Source organism: Gordonia sp. (in: high G+C Gram-positive bacteria) (assembly GCF_047600385.1).
Taxonomy (GTDB): domain Bacteria; phylum Actinomycetota; class Actinomycetes; order Mycobacteriales; family Mycobacteriaceae; genus Gordonia.
On record NZ_JASGKZ010000001.1, the window covers coordinates 135383 to 157024 of the forward strand.

The 21642-nt window shown below is 70.5% G+C and carries 17 protein-coding genes; 2 read left to right on the top strand and 15 right to left on the bottom strand.

The window, feature by feature from the left end:
- Positions 1-75: 75 nt before the first annotated feature.
- From QM809_RS00550 to sucC, 11 genes are all read right to left on the bottom strand, one after another.
- Positions 76-2154, bottom strand: a complete 2079-nt coding sequence (locus QM809_RS00550) for an acetoacetate--CoA ligase (protein WP_415043903.1) — start codon at positions 2152-2154, stop codon at positions 76-78.
- Between the two features lie 48 nt (positions 2155-2202).
- Positions 2203-3834: an AMP-binding protein gene (locus QM809_RS00555; RefSeq protein ID WP_415043904.1), complete on the bottom strand. Its 1632-nt coding sequence runs from the start codon at positions 3832-3834 to the stop codon at positions 2203-2205.
- A 99-nt stretch (positions 3835-3933) separates the two neighbouring features.
- Complete coding sequence (locus QM809_RS00560; protein ID WP_415043905.1) at positions 3934-4830, bottom strand: HpcH/HpaI aldolase/citrate lyase family protein; 897 nt, start codon at positions 4828-4830, stop codon at positions 3934-3936.
- Complete coding sequence (locus QM809_RS00565; protein WP_415043906.1) at positions 4827-5351, bottom strand: MaoC family dehydratase; 525 nt, start codon at positions 5349-5351, stop codon at positions 4827-4829. Before QM809_RS00565 ends, QM809_RS00560 begins: the two co-directional genes overlap by 4 nt.
- The gene (locus QM809_RS00570) at positions 5348-6496 is read right to left on the bottom strand and encodes an acyl-CoA dehydrogenase family protein (RefSeq protein ID WP_415043907.1); all 1149 of its coding nucleotides are present in this window, start codon (positions 6494-6496) and stop codon (positions 5348-5350) included. Before QM809_RS00570 ends, QM809_RS00565 begins: the two co-directional genes overlap by 4 nt.
- Before the next feature lie 17 nt (positions 6497-6513).
- Positions 6514-8559 (bottom strand): acetyl/propionyl/methylcrotonyl-CoA carboxylase subunit alpha, encoded by a 2046-nt coding sequence (locus tag QM809_RS00575; RefSeq protein ID WP_415043908.1) that lies wholly within the window; start codon positions 8557-8559, stop codon positions 6514-6516.
- Positions 8560-8594: 35 nt separating this feature from the next.
- On the bottom strand, positions 8595-10172 hold the full coding sequence (locus tag QM809_RS00580; RefSeq protein ID WP_415043909.1) for a carboxyl transferase domain-containing protein: 1578 nt from the start codon (positions 10170-10172) through the stop codon (positions 8595-8597).
- A 91-nt stretch (positions 10173-10263) separates the two neighbouring features.
- The gene (locus QM809_RS00585; protein ID WP_415043910.1) at positions 10264-10872 is read right to left on the bottom strand and encodes a TetR/AcrR family transcriptional regulator; all 609 of its coding nucleotides are present in this window, start codon (positions 10870-10872) and stop codon (positions 10264-10266) included.
- A complete protein-coding gene (locus tag QM809_RS00590; RefSeq protein WP_415043911.1) occupies positions 10869-11549 on the bottom strand; it encodes a DUF5336 domain-containing protein in 681 nt (226 codons plus the stop codon). Before QM809_RS00590 ends, QM809_RS00585 begins: the two co-directional genes overlap by 4 nt.
- 176 nt (positions 11550-11725) lie before the next feature.
- Positions 11726-12628, bottom strand: a complete 903-nt coding sequence (gene sucD, locus QM809_RS00595; protein WP_415043912.1) for a succinate--CoA ligase subunit alpha — start codon at positions 12626-12628, stop codon at positions 11726-11728.
- 15 nt (positions 12629-12643) lie between these two features.
- On the bottom strand, positions 12644-13807 hold the full coding sequence (sucC, locus tag QM809_RS00600) for an ADP-forming succinate--CoA ligase subunit beta (protein ID WP_415043913.1): 1164 nt from the start codon (positions 13805-13807) through the stop codon (positions 12644-12646).
- Between the two features lie 320 nt (positions 13808-14127).
- Here sucC and QM809_RS00605 point away from each other — a divergent pair, with 320 nt between their 5' ends.
- Positions 14128-15228 carry a peptidoglycan DD-metalloendopeptidase family protein gene (locus tag QM809_RS00605; protein ID WP_415043914.1) on the top strand — a complete coding sequence of 367 codons (1101 nt, stop codon included), beginning with the start codon at positions 14128-14130 and terminating at the stop codon, positions 15226-15228.
- Positions 15229-15475: 247 nt separating this feature from the next.
- On the opposite strand, the gene QM809_RS00610 is transcribed toward QM809_RS00605, so the two are convergent.
- Positions 15476-18028, bottom strand: a complete 2553-nt coding sequence (locus QM809_RS00610) for a UvrD-helicase domain-containing protein (protein ID WP_415043915.1) — start codon at positions 18026-18028, stop codon at positions 15476-15478.
- Positions 18029-18140: 112 nt separating this feature from the next.
- Between QM809_RS00610 and QM809_RS00615 the strand changes: the two genes are divergently transcribed.
- On the top strand, positions 18141-18470 hold the full coding sequence (locus QM809_RS00615) for a chorismate mutase (RefSeq protein WP_415043916.1): 330 nt from the start codon (positions 18141-18143) through the stop codon (positions 18468-18470).
- Between the two features lie 257 nt (positions 18471-18727).
- Here QM809_RS00615 and QM809_RS00620 read toward each other — a convergent pair whose 3' ends face one another.
- The 3 genes from QM809_RS00620 to QM809_RS00630 all read right to left on the bottom strand — a co-directional run bounded on the left by QM809_RS00620 (position 18728) and on the right by QM809_RS00630 (position 21614).
- The gene (locus tag QM809_RS00620; protein WP_415043917.1) at positions 18728-19042 is read right to left on the bottom strand and encodes a DUF2853 family protein; all 315 of its coding nucleotides are present in this window, start codon (positions 19040-19042) and stop codon (positions 18728-18730) included.
- 61 nt (positions 19043-19103) lie between these two features.
- A complete protein-coding gene (gene pgi, locus QM809_RS00625; protein ID WP_415043918.1) occupies positions 19104-20783 on the bottom strand; it encodes a glucose-6-phosphate isomerase in 1680 nt (559 codons plus the stop codon).
- 90 nt (positions 20784-20873) lie between these two features.
- Positions 20874-21614 (bottom strand): SDR family oxidoreductase, encoded by a 741-nt coding sequence (locus tag QM809_RS00630; RefSeq protein WP_415043919.1) that lies wholly within the window; start codon positions 21612-21614, stop codon positions 20874-20876.
- Between the last annotated feature and the right edge of the window lie 28 nt (positions 21615-21642).

Here is a 21642-nt window from a genome sequence, read left to right on the forward strand (position 1 = left end):
GGTCGACATCACGGGCGGCCGGAGGATCGGCCACCCGACGAACGCTGTCCACGCTAGTACAGCGAGCGATCGGCGTCACCAGACGTGCGCGGCGCCCTGTGCGCGGTACCACTCGATCAGCGCCGGATCGTCGATCGCGTCCGGGTCCACGTTCACGTTGTCCCGGCCGGCCAGAATCGCCGTGACCGGCACCTCCAGCTTCTTTCCCGTCCGGGTGTGCGGGATCCCGGGTGCGACGACGATCTCATCCGGCACGTGCCGTGGCGACAGTCGCGTCCGGACCTGCGCCGCCACCTCGCTCACCAGCGCGTCGGTGAGCTCGGCGCCCGGGACCAGCGTCACGAACATCGGCATCCAGTACGCGCCGTCGGGACCGTCGACGCCGAGGACGAACGCCTCGGCGATCTGCTCGATCCCCTCGACCACCTCGTAGACGTCGGCCGATCCCATCCGGATGCCGTGGCGGTTGAGTGTCGCATCGCTGCGCCCGTGGAACATCAGGGAACCGCGGTCGGTGACGGTCACCCAGTCGCCGTGCCGCCAGACCGCCCCTTCGACGGGCTCAGGGAGCGAGGACCCCGACCGTTCGGGGAGCGAGGATCCCGGCCTCTCGGAGAGCGAGGACACAGGCCGCTCCGCGGGCGAGGCGGCGGACTCCGCGGGCGGCGGGACGTCCCAGACGTGATCGAAATACGCGCTCCGGTAGCGGGAGCCGTCGTCGTCGTTCCAGAAGCTCACCGGCATCGACGGCATCGGCGCGGTGACGACCAGCTCGCCCACCTCGCCGATCAGCGGCCGCGCGTCCGGCGACCAGCTCTCCAGCGCCACGCCCAGGTGCCGCACCGAGAGCTCGCCCGCCACCACCGGCACCCCGGTGCTGCCCCCGGCGAAGGCGCTCACGATGTCGGTGCCGCCGCTGATCGACGAGATCGGCAGTCCCGCGGCCACGTTCTCGTCGACCCAGGCGAACAGGTCGGCGGGCAGCGTCGACCCGGTGCTGCCCAGCGTCCGCAGGGCCGACAGGTCGTGGTCGCGCCCGGGCACCAGCCCCGCCTTGCGCGAGGCGTTGAGCTGTCCCGGACTGGTGCCGAAGTAGGTCACGCCCTCGTCGGCCACGATCTGCCACAGCCGGTCGGCGTCCGGGGACAGCGGCGACCCGCTGTAGGTGACGATCCGCGCGCCCACCAGCAGTCCGGCGGCCTGGAAGTTCCACATCATCCAGCTCAGCGCGGTCTGCCAGAAGAACACCGAACCGGGTCCGAGGTCGGCGTGCAGCGCCGTCTGCTTCAGATGTTCGACGACGACGCCGGCGTGCCCGTGCACGATCCCCTTCGGCCGCCCGGTGGTGCCCGAGGAGAAGAGCACCCACAGGGGATGGTCGGCGGGCACCTCGACGGGTTCCGGGATGCGCGAGGTGTCCGCGGTGAGCGCGGCCCACGACGTCGTCCCGTCCGCCGTCTCGTCGGCCGAACCGCCGATCCGCACGTGCAGCGCCGGGTCGCCGAGGAGCGACGCGAGTTCCGCGCTGTCGGCGCGCTTGTCGACGTCCTTGCCGTTCCACCGGTACCCGGCGCACGAGAACAGCGCCTTCGGACGCAGCTGCGCGAGTCGGCTCGCCGCGCCCTCGGCCGCGTAGTCCTGGCCGCACCCCGACCAGATCGCGCCGAGCGAGGCCGTCGCCAGGAACGCGATCACCGCCTCCGGGACGTCCGGGAGGAAGCCCGCGACCACGTCGCCCTCGCCCACCCCGGCCTCGGTCAGGGCCGCCGCCACCGCGGCGACCAGGCCCGGGATCTCGCTCCAGGCGATCTCGGTCCGGTTCCCGGACTCGTCGAGCCCGACGATCGCCGCGCCGTCCCCGGCGGCGGCCCGTCGCGCGCACTGCCGGAGCACCACGGCGGCGTAGTTCAGCCGGACGTCCGGGAACCAGCGCGCCCCGGGCATCGTCGCGTCCGCGAGCACCGCCCGGTCACCGGCCCCGAGCGGGGCGGCGGCCACGTCGTCGAGCTCGAAGAAGTCCCACACCGCGCGCCAGAACCCGGCCAGGTCGGTCACCGAGTAGGCGTAGACGTCGTCGTACGACGGGTACTCCCGCCCGGTGCGCCCGCTCAGGAACTCGGCGAACCGCTCGAATCGACTCTGTTCAGCACTCACCGGGATCCTTCTCTCCACATCGTGAACCTCTGCATCGCGGACCTCTCGTCACGCCTCGTCGAGCCCGAGCAGACCGAGGGCCTCCTCGCGCATGGCGACCTTGCGGACCTTGCCGGTGACGGTCATCGGGAAGCTCTCCACCACGTGCACGTACTTCGGGATCTTGTGCCGGGAGATCTGTCCTTCCGCGAACGCCCGCAGATCGTCGGCGGTCGGCTCGGGGGCGCCCTCGCGCACCCGGATCCACGCCATCAACTCCTCACCGTACTTCGCGTCGGGCACACCGATCACCTGGACGTCGACGATGTCCGGGTGCGTGTAGAAGAACTCCTCCACCTCGCGCGGGTAGACGTTCTCGCCGCCGCGGATCACCAGGTCCTTGATGCGTCCGGTGATCTGCACGTAGCCGTCCTCGCGCATCACCGCCAGGTCGCCGGTGCGCATCCAGCCGTCCTCGCTGAGCACCTCGGCGGTCTTGTCCGGGTCGTTCCAGTAGCCGGCCATCACCGAGTAGCCGCGCGTGCAGAACTCGCCGGTCTCCCCGCGCGCCAGCGTCTGACCGCCGACCGGGTCGATCACCTTGATCTCCAGGTGCGGGCCGACGCGTCCGACGGTGCTCACCCGCAGGTCCAGCGGATCGTCCATCCGGGTCTGCGTGGAGACCGGGCTGGTCTCGGTCATGCCGTAGCAGATCGACACCTGGCTCATGTGCATCTCGTCGATCACCCGGCGCATCACGGCCTCCGGGCACGGCGAACCGGCCATCACGCCGGTGCGCAGGGAGCTCAGGTCGTACCGTCCGCCCGAATCCAGCAGACCGAGTTCGGCGATGAACATCGTCGGCACGCCGTAGAGGCTGGTGCAGCGGTACCTCTCCACCGCGGCCAGGCTCGCCGCCGGATCGAAGGCCGGACCCGGGATCACCATCGCGCTGCCGTAGGCGACGGCCGCGAGGTTCGCGATCACCATGCCGAAGCAGTGGTAGTACGGCACCGGCGTGCAGATGCGGTCGTTCTCGGTGTATTCGAGCAGGTGCCCGATGGTGTAGCCGTTGTTGCCGATGTTGGTGTGCGAGAGGGTGACGCCCTTCGGGTGGCCGGTGGTGCCCGAGGTGAACTGGATGTTGATCGGGTCGTCCGGGTGCAGCGTCGCCGCCACCGCATCGAGTTCGGCCAGCTCCTCCTCCGTCGGAGGGCCGGTCAGCTCCGCGTAGCGCGGCGACTCGAAGACGATGCTCTCGCGCAGCGACGGCACGTCGGGCTGCACGTCGTCGAGCATCCGCTCGTACTCCGAGGTGCGGAACGACGTCGCCGCGATCGCCACCGTGCTGCCCGACAGATCGAGCGCGTACTTCACCTCGTGCCTGCGGTACGCCGGGTTGAGCACCACCAGGATCAGTCCGGCCTCGGCGGCGGCGAACTGCACCATCACCCACTCCCACCGGTTGGGCGACCACAGCGCGAGCCGGTCGCCCGGCTGCAGGCCCAGTCGCCGGAGCCCGCAGGCCAGCGCCCGCACCTGCTGACGGAACTCCCGGTACGTCCACTGCCGGTCGGAGACGGCGTCGATCAGCGCGATCGCGTCCGGGTGCTCGGCCGCGGTGGCCGCGAGCGTCTGTCCGATGGTGCCTTCCAGCAGCGGAGGCGTGTCCTCGCCCTTCGCGTATGCCGATTCAGTCATGACCGATCCTCCTTGAGCGGTACTGCTTCTTCCGGGTCGATGGGGTCTTCCGGGTCCGAACGTGTCCGAGCCGGTGTGTCCGGGGCGACGGTCTCGGGTCTATCGGCCGCCGGACCGGCGCAGCATCGACTGCGCCTGGTCGAAGACCGGGGCGTCCACCATCCGGCCGTCGAGCCGGAAGACGCCGCCGTCGTGGTCGTCCGCCGCCGCCAGGACCCGGCGCGCCCACGCCAGTTCCGCCGGCGACGGCGCATAGCCGTCCCGGACCGTCGCGACCTGCGAGGGATGGATGCACGCGGTGGCGTCGTAGCCGAGGGCGACGGCATCGCGCACCTCCCGGGCCAGCCCGTCGACGTCGGGGATGTCCAGGTGCACGGCGTCGATCGCGGCCTTGCCGAAGGCGCCGGCGGCCAGCCGCACGCGGGCCCGGGCGAGGCGCGGCACGTCGCGGTAGCCGCCCGCGCCGGGTTCGTCGGCGCCGAACCGGCTCGCCGTCCCGCCCAGTCCGGCCACCAGGTCCTCGGCGCCCCACATCAGTCCGACGCACCGGTCGACGGCCGCGATCTCCTCGCAGCGCACCGCGCCCAGCGGGGTCTCGATCAGGGCGATCACCGCGGCGTCGAGCGCCCGCACGGAGGCGGCGTCCTCGGTCTTGGCGAGCATGACGACCCGGTAGCGGGTCCGGGCGAGCGCCGCCAGATCGGCCGCGTGGTCGTCGGTGCCCGCCGGGTTCAGGCGCACGATCACCCGCTCCGGATCGAGCGGGGTGTCGATCAGGGCCCGTCGCGCGGCCGGCCGGCGCTCCGGTGCGACGGCGTCCTCCAGATCGAGGATCACCGTGTCCGCGCGGTCGAGGGCTTTCGCGTACCGCTCGGGCCGGTCCGCGGGGCAGAACAGGAGCGCCGGACCGGCCGGGCGCCAGTGCGTCGTCGTTCCCGATGCCGCCGTCCCCGATGCCGCTGTGCCCGATGCCGCCGTGTCGGAGGAGGGACTCACGCCGGTTCCTCCGGCCGCAGGCGGACCAGCGTCGAGCGCGCGGCCCGGGCCACCACCGTGCCGTCCTGGTTGCGGCCGAGGTGGGTCAGCTGCACCACGCCCTCGCCGGGCCGGGACCTGGAGATCCGTTTGCCGGTGCACTCGGTCTCCGCGTACAGCGTGTCCCCGGCGAACATGGGGGCCGGGAAGGCGATGTCGGAGAACCCGAGGTTGGCCACCAGGGTGCCCTGGGTCAGCTGCGCCACCGAGAGCCCGACGATGGTCGAGAGGGTCATCATCGAGTTGATCGGCCGCTGCCCGCCGAATCCGGGCTGCGCCGCCGACCACGCGGCGTCCAGATGCAGCGCCTGGGTGTTCATGGTGAGGGTGGTGAACAGCGTGTTGTCGGCCTCGCTGAACGTCCGGCCCGGACGGTGCTCGTACACCGCGCCGATCTCGAACTCCTCGAACCACAGGCCGCGCTGGACGATGCGCCGGGGCTCCCCCGCCGTGTTCTGCCCGCTCGTGTTCTGCTCGCTCATGACGGCAGCCCCAGCGACCGCGCGATCAGCATCAGCTGCACCTCGGTGGTGCCCTCGCCGATCTCCAGGATCTTCGAGTCCCGGTAGTGCCGGGACACGGTGTACTCGTTCATGAAGCCGTAGCCTCCGTGGATCTGCGTCGCCATGCGGGCGTTGTCCATCGCCGCCTCGGAGGAGATCATCTTCGCGATCGCGGCCTCCTTCTTGAACGGTTTGCCGGCGAGCATCCGCGCGGCCGCGTCGTAGTACGCGGTCCGGGCGACGTGCGCCCGTGCCTCCATCCGCGCGATGGCGAACGAGATCGACTGGTAGGAGTTGATCGGCTTGCCGAACGACTGCCGTTCGGCGGCGTACTTGATGCACTCGTCCACGCAGCCCTGCGCCACCCCGGTCGCCACACCGGCGATCGCGATCCGCCCCTCGTCGAGGATCGAGAGGAAGTTCGCGTAGCCGCGGCCCCGGTCACCCAGCAGGTTCTCCCGGGGGACGCGGGCATCGGTGAAGCTCAGCGGGTGGGTGTCCGAGGCGTGCCAGCCGACCTTGTCGTAGGCGGGTTCGGCGACGAAGCCGGGCGTGTCCGACGGCACGATGATCGTCGAGATCTCCTTCTTGCCGTCCACTCGGGTGCCGGTCACCGCGGTCACCGTGACCAGCGAGGTGATGTCGGTGCCCGAGTTGGTGATGAACTGCTTGGCGCCGTTGATCACCCACTCCGGTCCGTCCTCGACGGCGGTGGTCGCGGTGGCCCCGGCGTCGCTGCCCGCGCCCGGCTCGGTGAGCCCGAAACCGGCGATCCGCCGCCCGGCCACCAGATCCGGCAGCCAGCGCTCCTTCTGCGCGGCGTCGCCGAACCGGTAGATCGGCATGGCGCCGAGTCCGACGCCGGCCTCCACCGTCATCGCGACCGACTGGTCCACCTTGGCCAGCTCCTCCAGGGCCAGCGCGAGCGCGAAGTAGTCCCCGCCCATGCCGCCGTATTCCTCGGGGAAGGGCAGGCCGAACAGGCCCATCTCGCCCATCTGCGCCACGACCTCGTACGGGAAGCTCTTCTCGACGTCGTGCCGGTACGAGACCGGTGCCACGACCTGCTGGGCGAAGTCGCGGACCGACGCGATCAGGTCGGTGTACTCCTGGGTCAGTTCCATCTCGGTTCGTGTCTCTCTCACTCGTTCTCGGTGGTCTCGACGTGGGCCAGCACCTGCTGCGCATCCACTTTCTGTCCCGCTCGTACGACGATCCGCGCGGTGCCGTCGACCGGCGCCCGCAGGGTGTGCTCCATCTTCATCGCCTCGACGACGACGAGCGGCTCCCCACTCGCCACGGTGTCGCCGTCGGCGGCGGGCACCGCGACGACGGTGCCCGGCATCGGGCTGCGCACGTCCCCGGCCGCCTCAGTGCCGCCGGACTCGGCCAGCGTGCGCGCCGGGCGCATCACCCAGGTGCCGTCCTCGCCGGCCACCCAGCGCCGGTCCCCGTCCCGGTCGACGACCCAGGGCTCGGCCACCCCGCCGCATCGCACGGTGAGCGAACGGCCGTCGTGATGCTCCAGGTACACCTCACCGGTCCACCGATCGCGCCCGTCGGTGCCGGTGACGGTCGCCTCCGCCTGCAGCGTCCGGGTGTCGTTCCCGGTCACCCGCGCGGTCACCTCGAAACGGTCGGCGCCGCAGATCAGCCGGGTGACGATCGGCGACGGCGGTCCGATCCGGAAGCCGATCGCGCTGCTCCACAGGTCGTCGGGCCCGCCCAGGTCGAGCGGGCCGAGCGCACCGGCGACGAGGGCCGCCGTCGTCGGCGCCGGGGCGGCGTAGTCCTCCACCAGCCGGTCGAGCAGCCCGGTGTCGAGTTCGGCCGAACGCACCCGCGGCTGCGCCAGCACGTGCCGGCAGAAGTCGACGTTGGTGCCCACGCCGGTCAGCACCGTCGTCGCCAGGGCCTCGTCGAGGCGGTCCAGCGCCTCCTCGCGGTCGGCGCCGCAACAGATCACCTTGGCCAGCATGGGGTCGTAGTCGCTGCCGATCACCGCCCCCTCGGCGATCCCGGAGTCGATGCGGACGCAGTCCCGATCCGATCTCGACCAGACGAGCGTCCCCACCGTCCCGCCGGTCGGCAGGAAGCCCTGTGCCGGGTCCTCGGCGTAGACGCGCGCCTCCACCGCGTGTCCGCGCAGCACCACGTCGTCCTGCGTCGACGCCAGTTCCTCGCCCCGGGCGATGCGGACCTGCTGCTCCACCAGGTCCACGCCGGTCACCATCTCGGTGACCGGGTGCTCCACCTGGAGCCGGGTGTTCATCTCCATGAAGAAGAACTGGTCGGGCGCGTGCGCCGACACGATGAACTCGACCGTGCCCGCGCCGGTGTAGCCGACGCTGCGCGCGGCATCGCAGGCCGCCTGCCCGATCCGGGCCCGGGTCTCGGGTGTGAGCAGCGCCGACGGCGCCTCCTCGATCACCTTCTGGTGGCGGCGCTGCAACGAGCACTCGCGCTCGCCGAGATGGATCACGGCGCCGTGCGTGTCGGCGAGCACCTGCACCTCGATGTGCCGCGGGGTGTCGACGAAGTGTTCGAGGAACAGCGTGTCGTCGCCGAACGCCGACGCGGCCTCCCGGCGGGCCGTCACCAGCGCCGCGGGCAGCCCGGCCGGATCCTCCACGCGGTGCATGCCCTTGCCGCCGCCGCCCGCGCTCGGTTTGATCAGCACCGGGAACCCGACCTCCGGCGCCGCCTCGATCAGTTCGGCGTCGGTGAGACCGGGCCGGGACAGACCCGGCACCACCGGGACGCCGCGGGCGGTGACGGCCGCCCGCGCGGTGATCTTGTCGCCCATCGTCGCGATGGCCTCCGCGGGCGGACCGATGAAGACGATGCCCGCCCGCGCCAGCGCCGCGGCGAACTCCTGATTCTCCGAGAGGAAGCCGTAGCCGGGATGCACCGCGTCGGCGCCCGTCGCGCGGGCGGCGGCCACCACCTTCTCGATGTCGAGATAGCTCTGCGCGGCCGGTGCCGGACCGAGCCGGACGGCCGCGTCGGCGGCGCGGACGTGCGGGGCCCGCGCATCGGCGTCGGAGTACACCGCGACGGCGCGCAGCCCCATGTCGTGCAGCGTGGCGATCACCCGGCAGGCGATCTCCCCGCGGTTGGCCACCAGGACGGTGCGGATCACCGCTCCTCGAGCTCGCTCCGTCGCAGTTCCTTGAGCTCGCTCCATCGCCGCTCCTTGAGTTCGTCGAAAGGTCATCGTCGTCACATCCGGAAGACGCCGTAGCCGGGATCGCCGAGCGGCGCGTAGCGGCAGGCCTCGAGGGCCAGGCCGAGCACGGTGCGGGTGTCGGCGGGGTCGATGATCCCGTCGTCCCACAGCCGGGCGGTGGAGTAGTAGGCGTCGGACTGTTCCTCGAACTGCTTGCGGATCGGCTCCTTGAAGGCCTCTTCGTCGGCGGCGGGCCAGGTCTGGCCGGAGCGCTCGTACCGGGCGCGGCGCACCGTGGCCAGGGTGTCGGCGGCCTGCGGGCCGCCCATCACCGAGATCCGAGCGTTGGGCCACATCCACAGGAAGCGCGGCGAGTAGGCCCGACCGCACATCGAGTAGTTGCCCGCGCCGAACGAGCCGCCGATCATCACCGTCAGCTTGGGCACCCGGGCGCACGCGACGGCGGTGACCATCTTGGCTCCGTTCTTGGCGATGCCGCCCTCCTCGTACCGGCGGCCGACCATGAATCCGGTGATGTTCTGCAGGAACACCAGCGGGATCCGGCGGCGGTCGCACAATTCGACGAAGTGCGCGCCCTTGAGCGCGGACTCGGAGAACAGCACCCCGTTGTTGGCGACGATGCCGACCGGATGGCCGTGCAGGCGGGCGAACGCGGTGACCAGCGAGGTCCCGTACCCGGCCTTGAACTCGGTGTACTCCCCGCCGTCGACGAGGGTCCCGATCACCTCCCGGACGTCGTACGGGATCCGCGGATCGGTCGGCACGACGTCGTACAGGTCGGTCTGCGGTCGGGCGGCGGGCCGGGTGGGGACGGTCTCCCACTGCGCGGGCTCGCGCGGGCCGAAGGTGGCGACGATCTCGCGCACCGTGGCGAGGGCCTGCTCGTCGTCGTCGACGAGGTGGTCGGTGACGCCGGAGACCGACGAATGCATGGTTCCGCCGCCGAGGTCCTCGGCGGTCACGTCCTCGCCGGTGGCGGCCTTCACCAGCGGCGGACCGGCCAGGAAGATGGTGCCCTGCTCGCGGACGATCACGTTCTCGTCGCTCATGGCGGGCACGTACGCGCCGCCCGCGGTGGACGAGCCGAGCACCGCCGAGATCTGCGGGATCCCGGCCGCGCTCATGTTCGCCTGGTTGAAGAAGATCCGCCCGAAGTGGTCGCGGTCGGGGAAGACCTCGTCCTGGTTGAGCAGCATGGCGCCGCCCGAATCGACCAGGTAGATGCACGGCAGCCGGTTGGCCGCGGCGATCTCCTGCGCCCGCAGATGCTTCTTGACGGTGATCGGGTAGTAGGTGCCGCCCGACACGGTGGCGTCGTTGGCGACGATCATGCACTCGCGGCCGTGGATCCGTCCGATCCCGGCGACCACGCCCGCGGCGGGCGCCTTGCCGTCGTACATGTCGTGGGCGGCCAGCGGGGCGACCTCCAGGAACGGCGAACCGGGGTCCAGGAGTCCGTCGACCCTCTCCCGCGGCAGCAGCTTCCCCCGGGAGAGGTGCCGCTCGCGCGCCTTCGCTCCGCCGCCCTCGGCGGCCGCGGCCAGGCGTTCCCGGAGCACCGTCACGTTCGCGCGATGCTGCGCCGACGTCGACTGTTCCGCGGTCGTCATCGCCCACCTTTCAGTTACTAATGATTAACTGAATATGAGCGTACGTGATCGCGTTCACGCCGATGCGGCGTTTTCGCGAATCCGCCGGAAGTCAGGCCGCGAGAGCGGCCAGCGCCATCGCGGTGAGCAGCGAACGCACCCGGTCCTCCGGATGGTCCGGGAGCCGCGGCGAGGAGTTGAGCAGACCGAACACGGCGTGCGCCCGGACCCGGGCCTCGCCGGAGGAGGTGTCGCGGCCGGCGGCGGCCGCATCGTCGACCAGCACGTCGACCCAGGTCTCCACGTACCGGCGCTGCAGCGACCGCACCCGATGCCGGGCCTCGGGGGTGAGCGAATCTAGGTCCCGGTCCTGGATCGCGATGAGATCGGGCTTGGTGACAAGGACGTCGATGTGGAACTCGACGAGACGACGGAGCACCTCCCCCGGTGCGCCACCCCGTTCGACCACGGCCCGTCCGCCGTCGTACAGCCGTTCGGAGATGTCGAGCAGCAGCTCGTCGAGGAGCTCGTTCTTGGAGGCGAAGTGCCGGTACATCGCCGGGCCGCTGATCCCGACCTCGGCGGCGATGTCCTCCAGGCGCACCGCCACGAAACCGCGGCGCGCCATCAGGCGCGCCGCGGCGGCGATCAGCTCCGCGCGACGGGCGGCCTTGGCCTGGCCGCGCCGCGTGGTCGGGAGCGTTTCGGAATCGGCGGTCACCGCTCGTCGTTCATCCCGTCCAGCACGGCCGCGCCGCCGATCAGGGCCGTCTGGAACACGCCCAGGATCAGTGCGACGATCGCCCCGGCGCCCAGACTCAGGAAGCCCGGCAGCGCGACGGCGCAGGCGAGCAGACCCAGCCAGCAGACCACGGCCAACGCCGCGACGTGCGGCAGGAAGCGGCGCAGCTTCACCGCGACGAAGCCGAACGAGAAGACCCCGGCGGCCCCCAGCCCCAGCAGGAACCAGCCCGGGGTGAAGACCATGGTGAGGAACGCCGGGATGCCCACGTTGGGCCCTTCGCTCTCGGCCCACTGGTCCAGGTCGCGTTCGATGCCCGAGCCGACGGTGACCCAGGCGAGGAATCCCATGAAGAAGGCGATCAGACCGAGGACCGCCGAACCCAGCGCGAGCTTGACCGGCAGCGGGAGCGTCCCGAGGAACGACGGCGAGGCCTGCCCGCCGGGGGCGGCGTACTGATTGGTCGGCCCCGCCGGGAACTGCTGCCCCGGACCAGGCTGCCCGTAACCCGGGTACGGCCCGCCCATCGGCGGCTGCGGGCCCGTCGGCTGGGGTCCGGTCGGTTGCGGCCCCGTCGGATGGGGTCCGGTCGGGCGAGGCCCCGACTGCTGCGGCACCGGCCCCCAGTTCTGGCCACTGTTCGGATTCTCGTTCATGACGGTATTCAACCACCTCGGTGCTCGGCGGGGTGGTCCGCCGACGGACCGGGGAGCCCGTCGCGGGCGCACCCGACCCGGGTCGGGTGCACGAGGTCGCCGATGCACTCGCGCCCCGGAACGACGTCGAGGCGTTCCGGGGCGCGAGTGCGGTGTCGAGGTTCTTCGACGAGGACCTACAGGGCCTCGAAGATCTCGCGAGCCAGGCGGGCGGTCTCGCTCGGCGTCTTGCCGACCTTGACGCCCGCGGCCTCCAGGGCCTCCTTCTTCGCCTGGGCGGTGCCGGAGCTGCCCGAGACGATGGCGCCGGCGTGACCCATGGTCTTGCCCTCCGGCGCGGTGAAGCCCGCGACGTAGCCGACGACCGGCTTGGTGACGTTGGCCTTGATGTAGTCGGCCGCACGCTCCTCGGCGTCGCCGCCGATCTCGCCGATCATCACGATGACCTTGGTCTCCGGGTCCTTCTCGAACTCGGCGATCGCGTCGATGTGCGTGGTGCCGATGACCGGGTCGCCGCCGATGCCGATGGCGGTGGAGAAGCCGAGGTCACGCAGCTCGTACATCATCTGGTAGGTCAGGGTGCCGGACTTGGAGACCAGTCCGATCGGGCCCTTGCCGGTGATGTTGTTCGGGGTGATGCCCACCAGCGACTCGCCCGGGGTGATGACGCCGGGGCAGTTCGGGCCGATGATGCGCGTCTTCTCGCCCTTGTCCTTGTTGTAGGCCCACGCGTACGCGGTGTCCTGGACCGGGATGCCCTCGGTGATGACCACGAGCAGCGGGATCTCCGCGTCGATGGCCTCGATGATGGCGTCCTTCGAGAAGGCCGGCGGCACGAAGGCGATCGAGGTGTCGGCCCCGGTCTTCTCGATGGCCTCGGCGACGCTGCCGAAGACCGGCAGTTCCACGGCGTTGCCCTCGGCGTCGACGTGCGAGACGGTGGTGCCGGCCTTGCGGGCGTTGACGCCGCCGACGACGTCGGTGCCCGCCTTGAGCATCAGTGCGGTGTGCTTGGTGCCCTCGCCGCCGGTGATGCCCTGGACGATGACCTTGCTGTCTTTGTTGAGGTAGATCGACATTGTTCTCCGGGCCCCTTACTTGTTCGCCAGTTCGGCGGCCTTGTCGGCGCCTTCGTCCATCGACTCGGCGAGCGTCACCAGCGGGTGGTTCGCCTCGGCCAGGATCTTCCGGCCCTCGTCGACCTTGTTGCCGTCCAGGCGGACGACCAGCGGCTTGGTGGCCGAGTCGCCCAGCTGGGACAGGGCGCCGACGATGCCGTTGGCGACCGCGTCGCACGCGGTGATCCCGCCGAACACGTTCACGAAGACGCTCTTGACCTGCTCGTCGCCCAGGATCACGTCGAGGCCCGCGGCCATCACGTCGGCCGAGGCGCCGCCGCCGATGTCCAGGAAGTTGGCCGGCTTCACGCCGCCGTGGTTCTCACCGGCGTAGGCGACCACGTCCAGGGTCGACATGACCAGACCCGCGCCGTTGCCGATGACGCCCACCTGGCCGTCGAGCTTGACGTAGTTGAGGTCGTTCTCCTTGGCCTTGAGTTCGAGGGGGTCGGTCGCGTCCTTGTCCTCGAACTCGGTGTGGCCGGGCTGCCGGAAGTCGGCGTTGCCGTCCAGGGTCACCTTGCCGTCGAGGGCCAGGATCTGATCGTCCGGGGTGCGGACCAGCGGGTTGACCTCCACCAGGAGAGCGTCTTCGGCGACGAAGACCTCCCACAGCTTGGCGATGGTCACGGCCGCGGCGTCGAGCACCTCCTCCGGCAGATGTCCGGCCGCGGCGATCTCGCGGGCCGTGGCGACGTCGACGCCCTTGGTCGCGTCGACGGCGATCCGGGCGAGACGATCGGGCTTGGTCGCGGCGACCTCCTCGATCTCCATGCCGCCCTCCACCGAGCACATGGCCAGGTAGGTGCGGTTGGCACGATCGAGCAGGAAGGAGATGTAGTACTCCTCCGCGATGTCACTGGCCTCGGCGACCAGCAGCTTCTTGACGATGTGGCCCTTGATGTCGAGGCCGAGGATGTTGTCAGCGTGCGTCTGCGCGTCATCGGGGGTTGCGGCGTACTTCACGCCACCGGCCTTACCGCGGCCACCGACCTTCACCTGCGCTTTGACCATGACGGGCTTGCCGATCTCCTCGGCGATAGCCCGCGCGTCTGCGGCGGTGTCGGTCACCCGTCCGGGTGTGGTCGGTACCCCATGCTTGGCGAACAGTTCCTTCGCCTGATACTCGAAGAGATCCATTCAGCTCACCATTCGGAGTGTGTTGTCGAATGGCCCACTCGGGTAACGCGGGCCACAGAGAACCTTAGTCCTGTGACGCGCACGGCCGGGGGCCGACCGTCGTCCAAAGTGCAAAGAATCACTTACCCGCCGGTAGGCGTACCGAGCGCTACTCGCGAGTAGTTCCGACCTGTGATTCTGACACGCGCACGATACCTGATGGGACGCACGCCACCAGGGAAAACGCGCGCAAGAGTGGACTTAGGACCTCCGACACGGCTACCGTTCAAGGGGTTGATAACGGGATGGTTACAACCGGACCAGGAATCGAGGTGACCGACTTGACCCCACAGAGCCAGTCCGGCGCGAGCACCGTCGCCGAGCGACGCCGCACCGACGGCGAATCGGTCGTCACCGTCGAGTCCCTGATGACCCGCGACATCCCGTTGCCGCCGCGAGCGCTCCGGATCGGACTCGGCGACGCCCCCGGCCCGGCCGCTCCGATGCCGAACGACGACGCGCAGTTGCCTCCGCTGGTCGTCGCTCCCCGACCGGTCCCCGCCACGGCTCCCGCGACCCGCAGCGGATCCACCGCACCGAAGCAGGCCCGCTCCCGCACCGAGTCGTCGCGCCCGGCCGAACGCACCTCTTCTCGTCGGCCCGCCCCCGCACGCGAGGTCGCCGAACCGCCGGTGCCGACCGATCCGGGGAGTCCTCGGGCGGGACGCCATCGCGCCGGCCCGCCCGCCGCGCTCAAGGCCCGCGCCGCCCTGTTCGCCGTCGCCGCGGGAGCGGCCGCCGCCGCGGTCGCCGGGTCGGGTCCCACCCCCGAGGGCACGCCGATCACGTCCGACGTTCCGCCGTCCCCTCCGGGCGCGATGACCCTGGCCGCGGCGGCATCGCCCGACGAACCCGGTGGCGTGGTGCCCGCGGCGAGCAGCGCCGACATGACCGACTACTTCGATCAGCTCGCCGTCGGCAAGCAGCTCGCCGCGTCGACCAAGGCCGCCGAGGCCGCCAAACGCAAGCCGCTGTTCGCCGCACCCATCACGGCCAAGTACTCGTTCACCTCCGGCTACGGCCAGCGTTGGGGCACCCTGCACGGCGGTCTCGACCTCGCCGCGCCCCTGGGCACCCCGATCCACGCGGTCGCCGACGGCATCGTGAAGAAGGCCGGACCCGCCTCCGGCTACGGCAACTGGATTCAGGTCAAGCACTCCGACGGCACCATCACCATGTACGGCCACATGGCCTCGTCGGGCGTCCTGGTCCGCGAAGGCCAGCACGTGACCGCGGGCGACGTGATCGGCCTGGTGGGTTCCGAGGGCTTCTCGACCGGACCGCACCTGCACCTCGAGGTGTGGAAGAACGGCACCACCAAGATCGATCCGGCCCCGTGGCTGGCGAAGAACGGGATCCGACTCAACCCGTTCACCGGCTGAGACCGCTCCCCGTGTCGGCGCCGAAGCCGACGACCACACCTGCGGGTCGGCCGCCGCACACCGACGACACTCCTCCCCTCTCCGCCGGCTGAGCCCGGCCGCGAACGCAGTGAGTGCCCGGTGTCGAAGCCCCCGTCTCGATCCGCGCCCTCCCACCGGGGTCCAGGCAGTCGCCACGGTTCGTCGCGGCGTTCCGCCCCGGCTCGGCCGACTGCACGACGGATCGACGAGCACGAGGGGTGTCGCTCTACAGCTTCTCGCCGGGAACCCCGAAACCGGTCATCAGCCGTACCTTGCCCACGGTGCCGCCGAAGTCGAACACCGTCTGCTCGGTGGGACCGCTCCCGCTCTTCTCCACCGCGCGGCCGAGACCGTATTTGGCGTGATTGATCCGATCGCCGATCTCCCAGGCGATGTACTTGTTCTTGCTCCGCGTCGGATCCGTCCGACCGCGCAGGCCACCGCCGCCGGAACCGCTCCCCCCGTACGACGATCCCGCCGAGGCGTACCCGAAGGGCTTGCCCGCACCCGGGCGGTCCCCGCCGCCGGAACCGAATCCGCCGCGTTCGCGGCGCGGGGCGGTCCGACGCCAGTCGACCAGATGCGTCGGGATCTCCTGCAGGAAACGCGACTCCGGGTTCTCCACCGGCTGCCCCCACGCCGCACGCATGATCGCGCGCGTGAGGTACAGCTTCTGCCGGGCGCGTGTGATGCCGACGTAGGCGAGGCGTCGTTCCTCGCTCAGTTCCGAGGCGTCGCCGAGCGCGCGGGCGTGCGGGAACTGGCCGTCCTCCCACCCGGTCACGAACACCACCGGGAACTCCAGGCCCTTCGCGGTGTGCAGGGTCATCAGCGTCACCACGCCCTCCCCGTCCTCGGGGATCTGGTCGGCGTCGGCGACCAGCGAGACCTTCTCCAGGAAGGCCGCGAGCGACCCGGGTTCGGGTTCCCCTTCGACGAGCTCAGGGGGCGGCACGAAATCGCTCCCGCCGAAGGCATTGAGGTCACTTCTTCCGAAGGCGTCGGGGTCGCTCCCGTCGAAGACACCGGGATCGTCCGCGAGTTCCGCGGCGAGCTCCGCCGCCTGTGCCGCCTCCATGCTGAAATCTCGGGCGACGGCGACGAGCTCGTTCAGGTTGTCCAGACGCGCCCCGTCCTGCGGGTCGTTGGACGCCTCCAGTTCGGCCCGGTAGCCGGTGCGGTCGATGATCGCCTCGACCAGATCGCCGATGTCGGCGCCCTCGGCCGAGGCGTCGGCGACGGCCTCGGCAGTCTCGTCCTGATCGGCATCGCTCTGGAAGGCGGTCAGGAACTCCCGTCGCAGGCCCTCGATCAGATCGACGAACCCGGCGATCTGCTTCACCGCACGGGTGTTCAACAGCGAGACCCGGCCCTCGGCGGCGTCCACGAGCGCCCGGTAGAAGCTGAGCCCCAGGTTCTCCGAGTGCACCGCGACGCACGCCTCGGCCCGCGCGCCGATCCCGCGCCGCGGGGTGTTGAGGATGCGCCGCACGCTCACCGAGTCGTCGGGGTTGGCCACCACGCGCAGATAGGCGACGACGTCGCGCACCTCTTTGCGTTCGTAGAACCGCGTGCCGCCGACCACCTTGTACGGGATGCCGTGCCGGATGAACGACTCCTCGATGGGCCGCGATCCGGTGTTGGTCCGGTAGAAGACGGCGATGTCGGAGTAGTTCGCCGAGGTGGATCCGCCGATCGAGTGATCGCACAGCTCGTCCACCTCCCTGGCGATGAACTGCGCCTCGTCGCGGTCGGAGTCGGCGACGTAGCCGACGATGAGGTCGCCCTCTCCCGAGTCGGTCCACAGCTTCTTCTCACGCCGGTTCGGGTTCTGCGAGATCACCGCGTTGGCGGCCGACAGGATGGTCTGGGTGGACCGGTAGTTCTGCTCCAGCAGGATGGTCTCGGCGTCCGGGTAGTCGCGCTCGAACTCCTCGATGTTGCGGATCGTCGCCCCGCGGAAGGCGTAGATCGACTGGTCCGCGTCGCCGACGACGCACAGCTCGGACGGCGCCGTGCCGCGCTGCCCGGGCTCCCCGACCAGTTCCCGCACGAAGGTGTACTGCGCGTGGTTGGTGTCCTGGTACTCGTCGATCATGATGTGCCGGAAGCGCCGCCGGTAGTACTCGGCCACCTCCGGATGGTTCTTGAGCAGTTCGACGGTCTCGCCGATCAGGTCGTCGAAGTCGAAGGCGTTGGCCGCGGCCAGGCGACGCTGGTACTCGTCGTACACGCGCACGATCGCCTCGGCGGTCTGCCCCTGCTGCGGCCGGATCTCGTCGAGCGTCGCGGCCGCCTCCTCGGGCGACTTGAGCTCGTTCTTGAAGTTGGAGATCACCGTCGAGAGCCCGCGCGGACTGTACTTCTTGGGGTCCAGGTCCAGGTCGCGGACCACCATGCCGAGCAGGCGCCGCTGGTCGTCGGAGTCGTAGATGGAGAAGTTCGAGTTGCGGCCGACCAGCAACGACGACTGCGCGCGCAGGATCCGGACGCAGGTGGAGTGGAACGTCGAGACCCACATGCGGGCGGCCTGCGGACCGACCAGTTCCATGACGCGCTCGCGCATCTCGGCGGCGGCCTTGTTGGTGAAGGTGATCGCCAGGATCTGGCCCGGCGTCACATCGCGTTCGGCCAGCAGGTAGGCGATCCGGCGGGTGAGCACGGCGGTCTTGCCGGAGCCGGCGCCGGCCACGATGAGCAGCGGGGATCCGGTGTGGAGCACCGCCGCCCGCTGCTGGGGGTTGAGGCCGTCGAGGAGCTGGTCAGAAGAGGTCATCATGGCCTGTCCAGCGTACCGGCGCCCACCGACAGAACCGGTCCGGGGCGCGGTGCGACGGCCCGGAGCACGGCGAGGCCTCGGTCACAGAATCCGCATGGCAAAATCGGTTGTCGTGAGTGACTCCGATTCCCGACCGGCCCAGGCAGCCCAGCCGATCGACCTGTCCGCGTACCGCCTCGGCTCCGATGTCGCCGACCTGCCCGACGACATCGACGAACTGCGCCTGGAGATCGACCGGATGGACGCGATGATCCTGGCCGCGGTCCAGCGACGATCGGCCGTCTCCAAGAAGATCGGTGCGGCGCGGATGGCCGCGGGCGGTCCGCGCCTGGTGCACAGCCGCGAGGTGAAGGTGCTCGAGCGCTTCTCCGACCTGGGCCCGGAGGGCCACACCCTGGCGATGCTGCTGCTGCGTCTGGGACGCGGCCCCCTCGGCCGCTGACCCTCCGGGGGTCTCGACTCCGCTCGACCAGCGAAGAAGGCTCGACCGACGGAGATGTCCACCCGCCAGAAGGAGGACGTCCACTGGTCAGACGGAGACGTCCGCTCGACAGATGGATACGTCCGCTCGACAGAAGAGAGACTCCGCTCGACCGAGGGAGCGAGCCCCCGCCGGTCGAGCGGAGTCGAGACCACCCGCGGGGGTCTGCGATCGTCGTCCTGCCCCGCCCCGCTCGGGGCCGGGCGCCGGACGACCTGTCAGAAGACGTCGAGCTTGCCGTACTTGGCGGCCAGCTTGTAGTAGACCGCCAGACGCGGGTTGGCCTTGCCGTCCTTCATCTCCGCGAGGACTTCCTTGATCGCGGCGTCGAGGGTGGCGTCGTCCTCGGTCAGACCCAGCTTCTTCTTGAGAAAGTTCTCACGAACGGTCTTGAGCTCGGCCGGATCGCTGGCCGAGACCAGCGAGGCGTCACGGTTGCTCAGGACCAGGCGGTACGTCTTGGCCATCTTGTCGACGATGTCCAGGTCGGCGTCGGGCACGTAGGCCAGGACGGTCTCGCGAGCGTCACTCATCTCAGTTCCTCCATCAAAAGGATTCGTTCCCCCGGATCCCCCTAGGGGTGAACCCTACCGCTCACCGGGCCCGTCCGCGTGCAGCCCGGTACCACCGGACCAACGCGTCCGACGACGAGTCGCCGAGCGGCTCCGGCGGCGCGGTCTCGCTGATCTCGCCGACCATCTGATCGGCCACCTTCTTGCCCAGCTGCACACCCCACTGGTCGAACGGATTGATCCCCCAGACCATCGCCTGCACGAACACCTGATGCTCGTAGAGCGCGATCAGCTGCCCCAGCACCGACGGGGTGAGCCGCGGTGCGACGACGGTGGTGCTCGGCCGGTTCCCGGGCATCACCTTGTGCGGGATCAGTGCCGGGTCCACGCCTTCGGCGGCCAGCTGGTCGGCCGACTTGCCGAAGGCGAGCACCGCCGACTGGGCGAAGAAGTTGCTCATCAGCAGGTCGTGCATGGATCCGCCGTCGGCGGTCGGGAGGTCGTCGAGCGGTTCGGCGAAGCCGATGAAGTCGGCCGGGATCAGCCAGGTGCCCTGGTGCAGCAGCTGGAAGAAGGCGTGCTGACCGTTGGTGCCGGGCTCCCCCCACACCACGGTCGCGGTCCCGGTGGTGACCGGTGAGCCGTCGGCCCGCACCGATTTGCCGTTGGACTCCATGACGAGTTGCTGCAGGTACGCCGGGAACCGGGCGAGGTCGTTGCTGTAGGGCAGCACCGCGTGGCTCTGCGCGTCCCAGAAGTCCGAGTACCAGAGACCGAGCAGCCCCAGCAGCACCGGCGCGTTGGACTCGATCGGTGCCTCGGCGAAGTGGCGGTCCATGGCGTGGAAGCCGTCGAGCAGGTCGGCGAAGTGCTCCCGGCCGATCGCGATCATCAGGCTCAGCCCGATCGCCGAATCCATCGAGTAGCGGCCGCCCACCCAGTTCCAGAACCCGAACATGTGCGCGGTGTCGATGCCGAAGGCGGCCACCTCGTCGCCGTTGGTGCTGACGGCCACGAAATGTCTGGCGACGGCGGCCGGATCGTCGAACGCGTCGAGCAGCCAGGCGCGGGCGGCGCGGGCGTTGGTGAGCGTCTCCAGCGTCGTGAAGGTCTTGGAGGCGACCACGAAGAGGGTGGTGGCCGGGTCGAGTCCGGCGAGGGCGCCGACGAGGTCGGACGGGTCGACGTTGGAGACGTAGTGGCAGCGGATCCGCGGGTGCCGGTAGTGGCGGAGCGCGCGGTATCCCATCGCCGGGCCGAGGTCGCTGCCGCCGATGCCGATGTTGACGACGTCGGTGATCGCCCGGCCGGTGAAGCCGGTCCACTCGCCGTCGCGCACGCTGTCGGCGAAGCGCCCCATCGCGGTCAGCACCTCGTGCACGTCGGCGACCACGTCCTGACCGTCGACGGTCAGCTCCGCCTCGGCGGGCAGGCGCAGCGCGGTGTGCAGGGCGGCGCGGTCCTCGGTGCCGTTGAGGTGGGCGCCGTTCAGCATGGCGTCTCGTCGTTCTTCGATCCGCGCCTCGCGGGCCAGGTCGGCGAGCAGCGCGAGGGTCCGCTCCGTCGCCAGGTTCTTGGAGTAGTCGATGTGCAGGTCGGCGGCGTCGAGCACCATCGTCCGGCCGCGCTCGGGTTCGACGTCGAAGAGTTCGCCGATCCGGACGTCGGCGAGTTCGTCGCGGTGTGCGCCCAGCGCCCGCCACGACGCGGTGGCGGTGATGTCGAAGCCGTCGTTGCCGTTGCCCTGCCCGTCGCCTGCCATGGTCACAACCCTAGTGCGGATCGGCGGGGTCGGCAGTGTTCATCCGGTGGACGCCCGCGGGCGTCCGGCGACGGGAATCCTGCGGCGTCGTCAGACCAGCTTGGCCGACAGCGCGTCCGGGAGGTGGTGCAGCGCGGCCGCGATCGGCTTCCACGGCCAGGCGGGCACCTCGGCACGACGCGGCTCGGCCTCGATCGCCTTCACCATCGCGTCGACGCCCGCGTCGGTGTCGGTCATCATCGTGGTCTTGACGCCCCGGTTGATGTCGGTCTCGATGTATCCGGGCAGGAGCACGGTCACCGTGATCGGGCTGCCGGCGAGTTCGGCCTGCAGCCCCTGCCCGAGTGCGGAGACGCCGGCCTTCGACGCCGAGTACGCGGCCTGCGCCTTCGGGAGTCCGCGGATCGCGCTGATGGAGCTGACGAGCACCAGGTGACCGTGGTTCTGGGCGCGGAAGATCTCCATCGCCGCCTCGGCCTGCGCGAGCGCGCCGACCAGGTTGGTCTGGATCGTCTCGATGTTGGCCGCGGCATGACCGGTGCCGATCGGGGCGCCCTTGCCCAGCCCGGCGTTGACGATCACCCGGTCCACGCCGCCGAGGGTCTCGGCGAGTTCGCCGAACACCCGCGGGACGGCCGCGACGTCGGTGACGTCGAGCGGGGCGACGGCGACCTGCTTCGCCTGTCCGGAGAGCTCGGCGGCCAGGGCCTCCAGGCGGTCGAGCCTGCGGGCCGCGAGGCCGAGGGAGCGGCCCTGCGCGGCGAACCGGCGGGCCATGCCCTCGCCGAGTCCGGAGCTGGCACCGGTGATGAGGATCTTCTCGCGCGTCATGGTCGGTGAATGTACCCGGCGACCGGAT

Excerpts from the sequence above, each read along its gene's own strand:
- QM809_RS00590 (WP_415043911.1), bottom strand. The coding sequence starts at position 11,549 with ATGAACGAGAATCCGAACAGTGGCCAGAACTGGGGGCCGGTGCCGCAG.
- QM809_RS00565 (WP_415043906.1), bottom strand. The coding sequence starts at position 5,351 with ATGAGCGAGCAGAACACGAGCGGGCAGAACACGGCGGGGGAGCCCCGG.
- QM809_RS00580 (WP_415043909.1), bottom strand. The coding sequence starts at position 10,172 with ATGACGACCGCGGAACAGTCGACGTCGGCGCAGCATCGCGCGAACGTG.
- QM809_RS00570 (WP_415043907.1), bottom strand. The coding sequence starts at position 6,496 with ATGGAACTGACCCAGGAGTACACCGACCTGATCGCGTCGGTCCGCGAC.
- QM809_RS00630 (WP_415043919.1), bottom strand. The coding sequence starts at position 21,614 with ATGACGCGCGAGAAGATCCTCATCACCGGTGCCAGCTCCGGACTCGGC.
- pgi (WP_415043918.1), bottom strand. The coding sequence starts at position 20,783 with ATGGCAGGCGACGGGCAGGGCAACGGCAACGACGGCTTCGACATCACC.
- QM809_RS00620 (WP_415043917.1), bottom strand. The coding sequence starts at position 19,042 with ATGAGTGACGCTCGCGAGACCGTCCTGGCCTACGTGCCCGACGCCGAC.
- QM809_RS00610 (WP_415043915.1), bottom strand. The coding sequence starts at position 18,028 with ATGATGACCTCTTCTGACCAGCTCCTCGACGGCCTCAACCCCCAGCAG.
- QM809_RS00575 (WP_415043908.1), bottom strand. The coding sequence starts at position 8,559 with ATGGAGCGAGCTCAAGGAACTGCGACGGAGCGAGCTCGAGGAGCGGTG.
- QM809_RS00555 (WP_415043904.1), bottom strand. The coding sequence starts at position 3,834 with ATGACTGAATCGGCATACGCGAAGGGCGAGGACACGCCTCCGCTGCTG.
- sucD (WP_415043912.1), bottom strand. The coding sequence starts at position 12,628 with ATGTCGATCTACCTCAACAAAGACAGCAAGGTCATCGTCCAGGGCATC.
- sucC (WP_415043913.1), bottom strand. The coding sequence starts at position 13,807 with ATGGATCTCTTCGAGTATCAGGCGAAGGAACTGTTCGCCAAGCATGGG.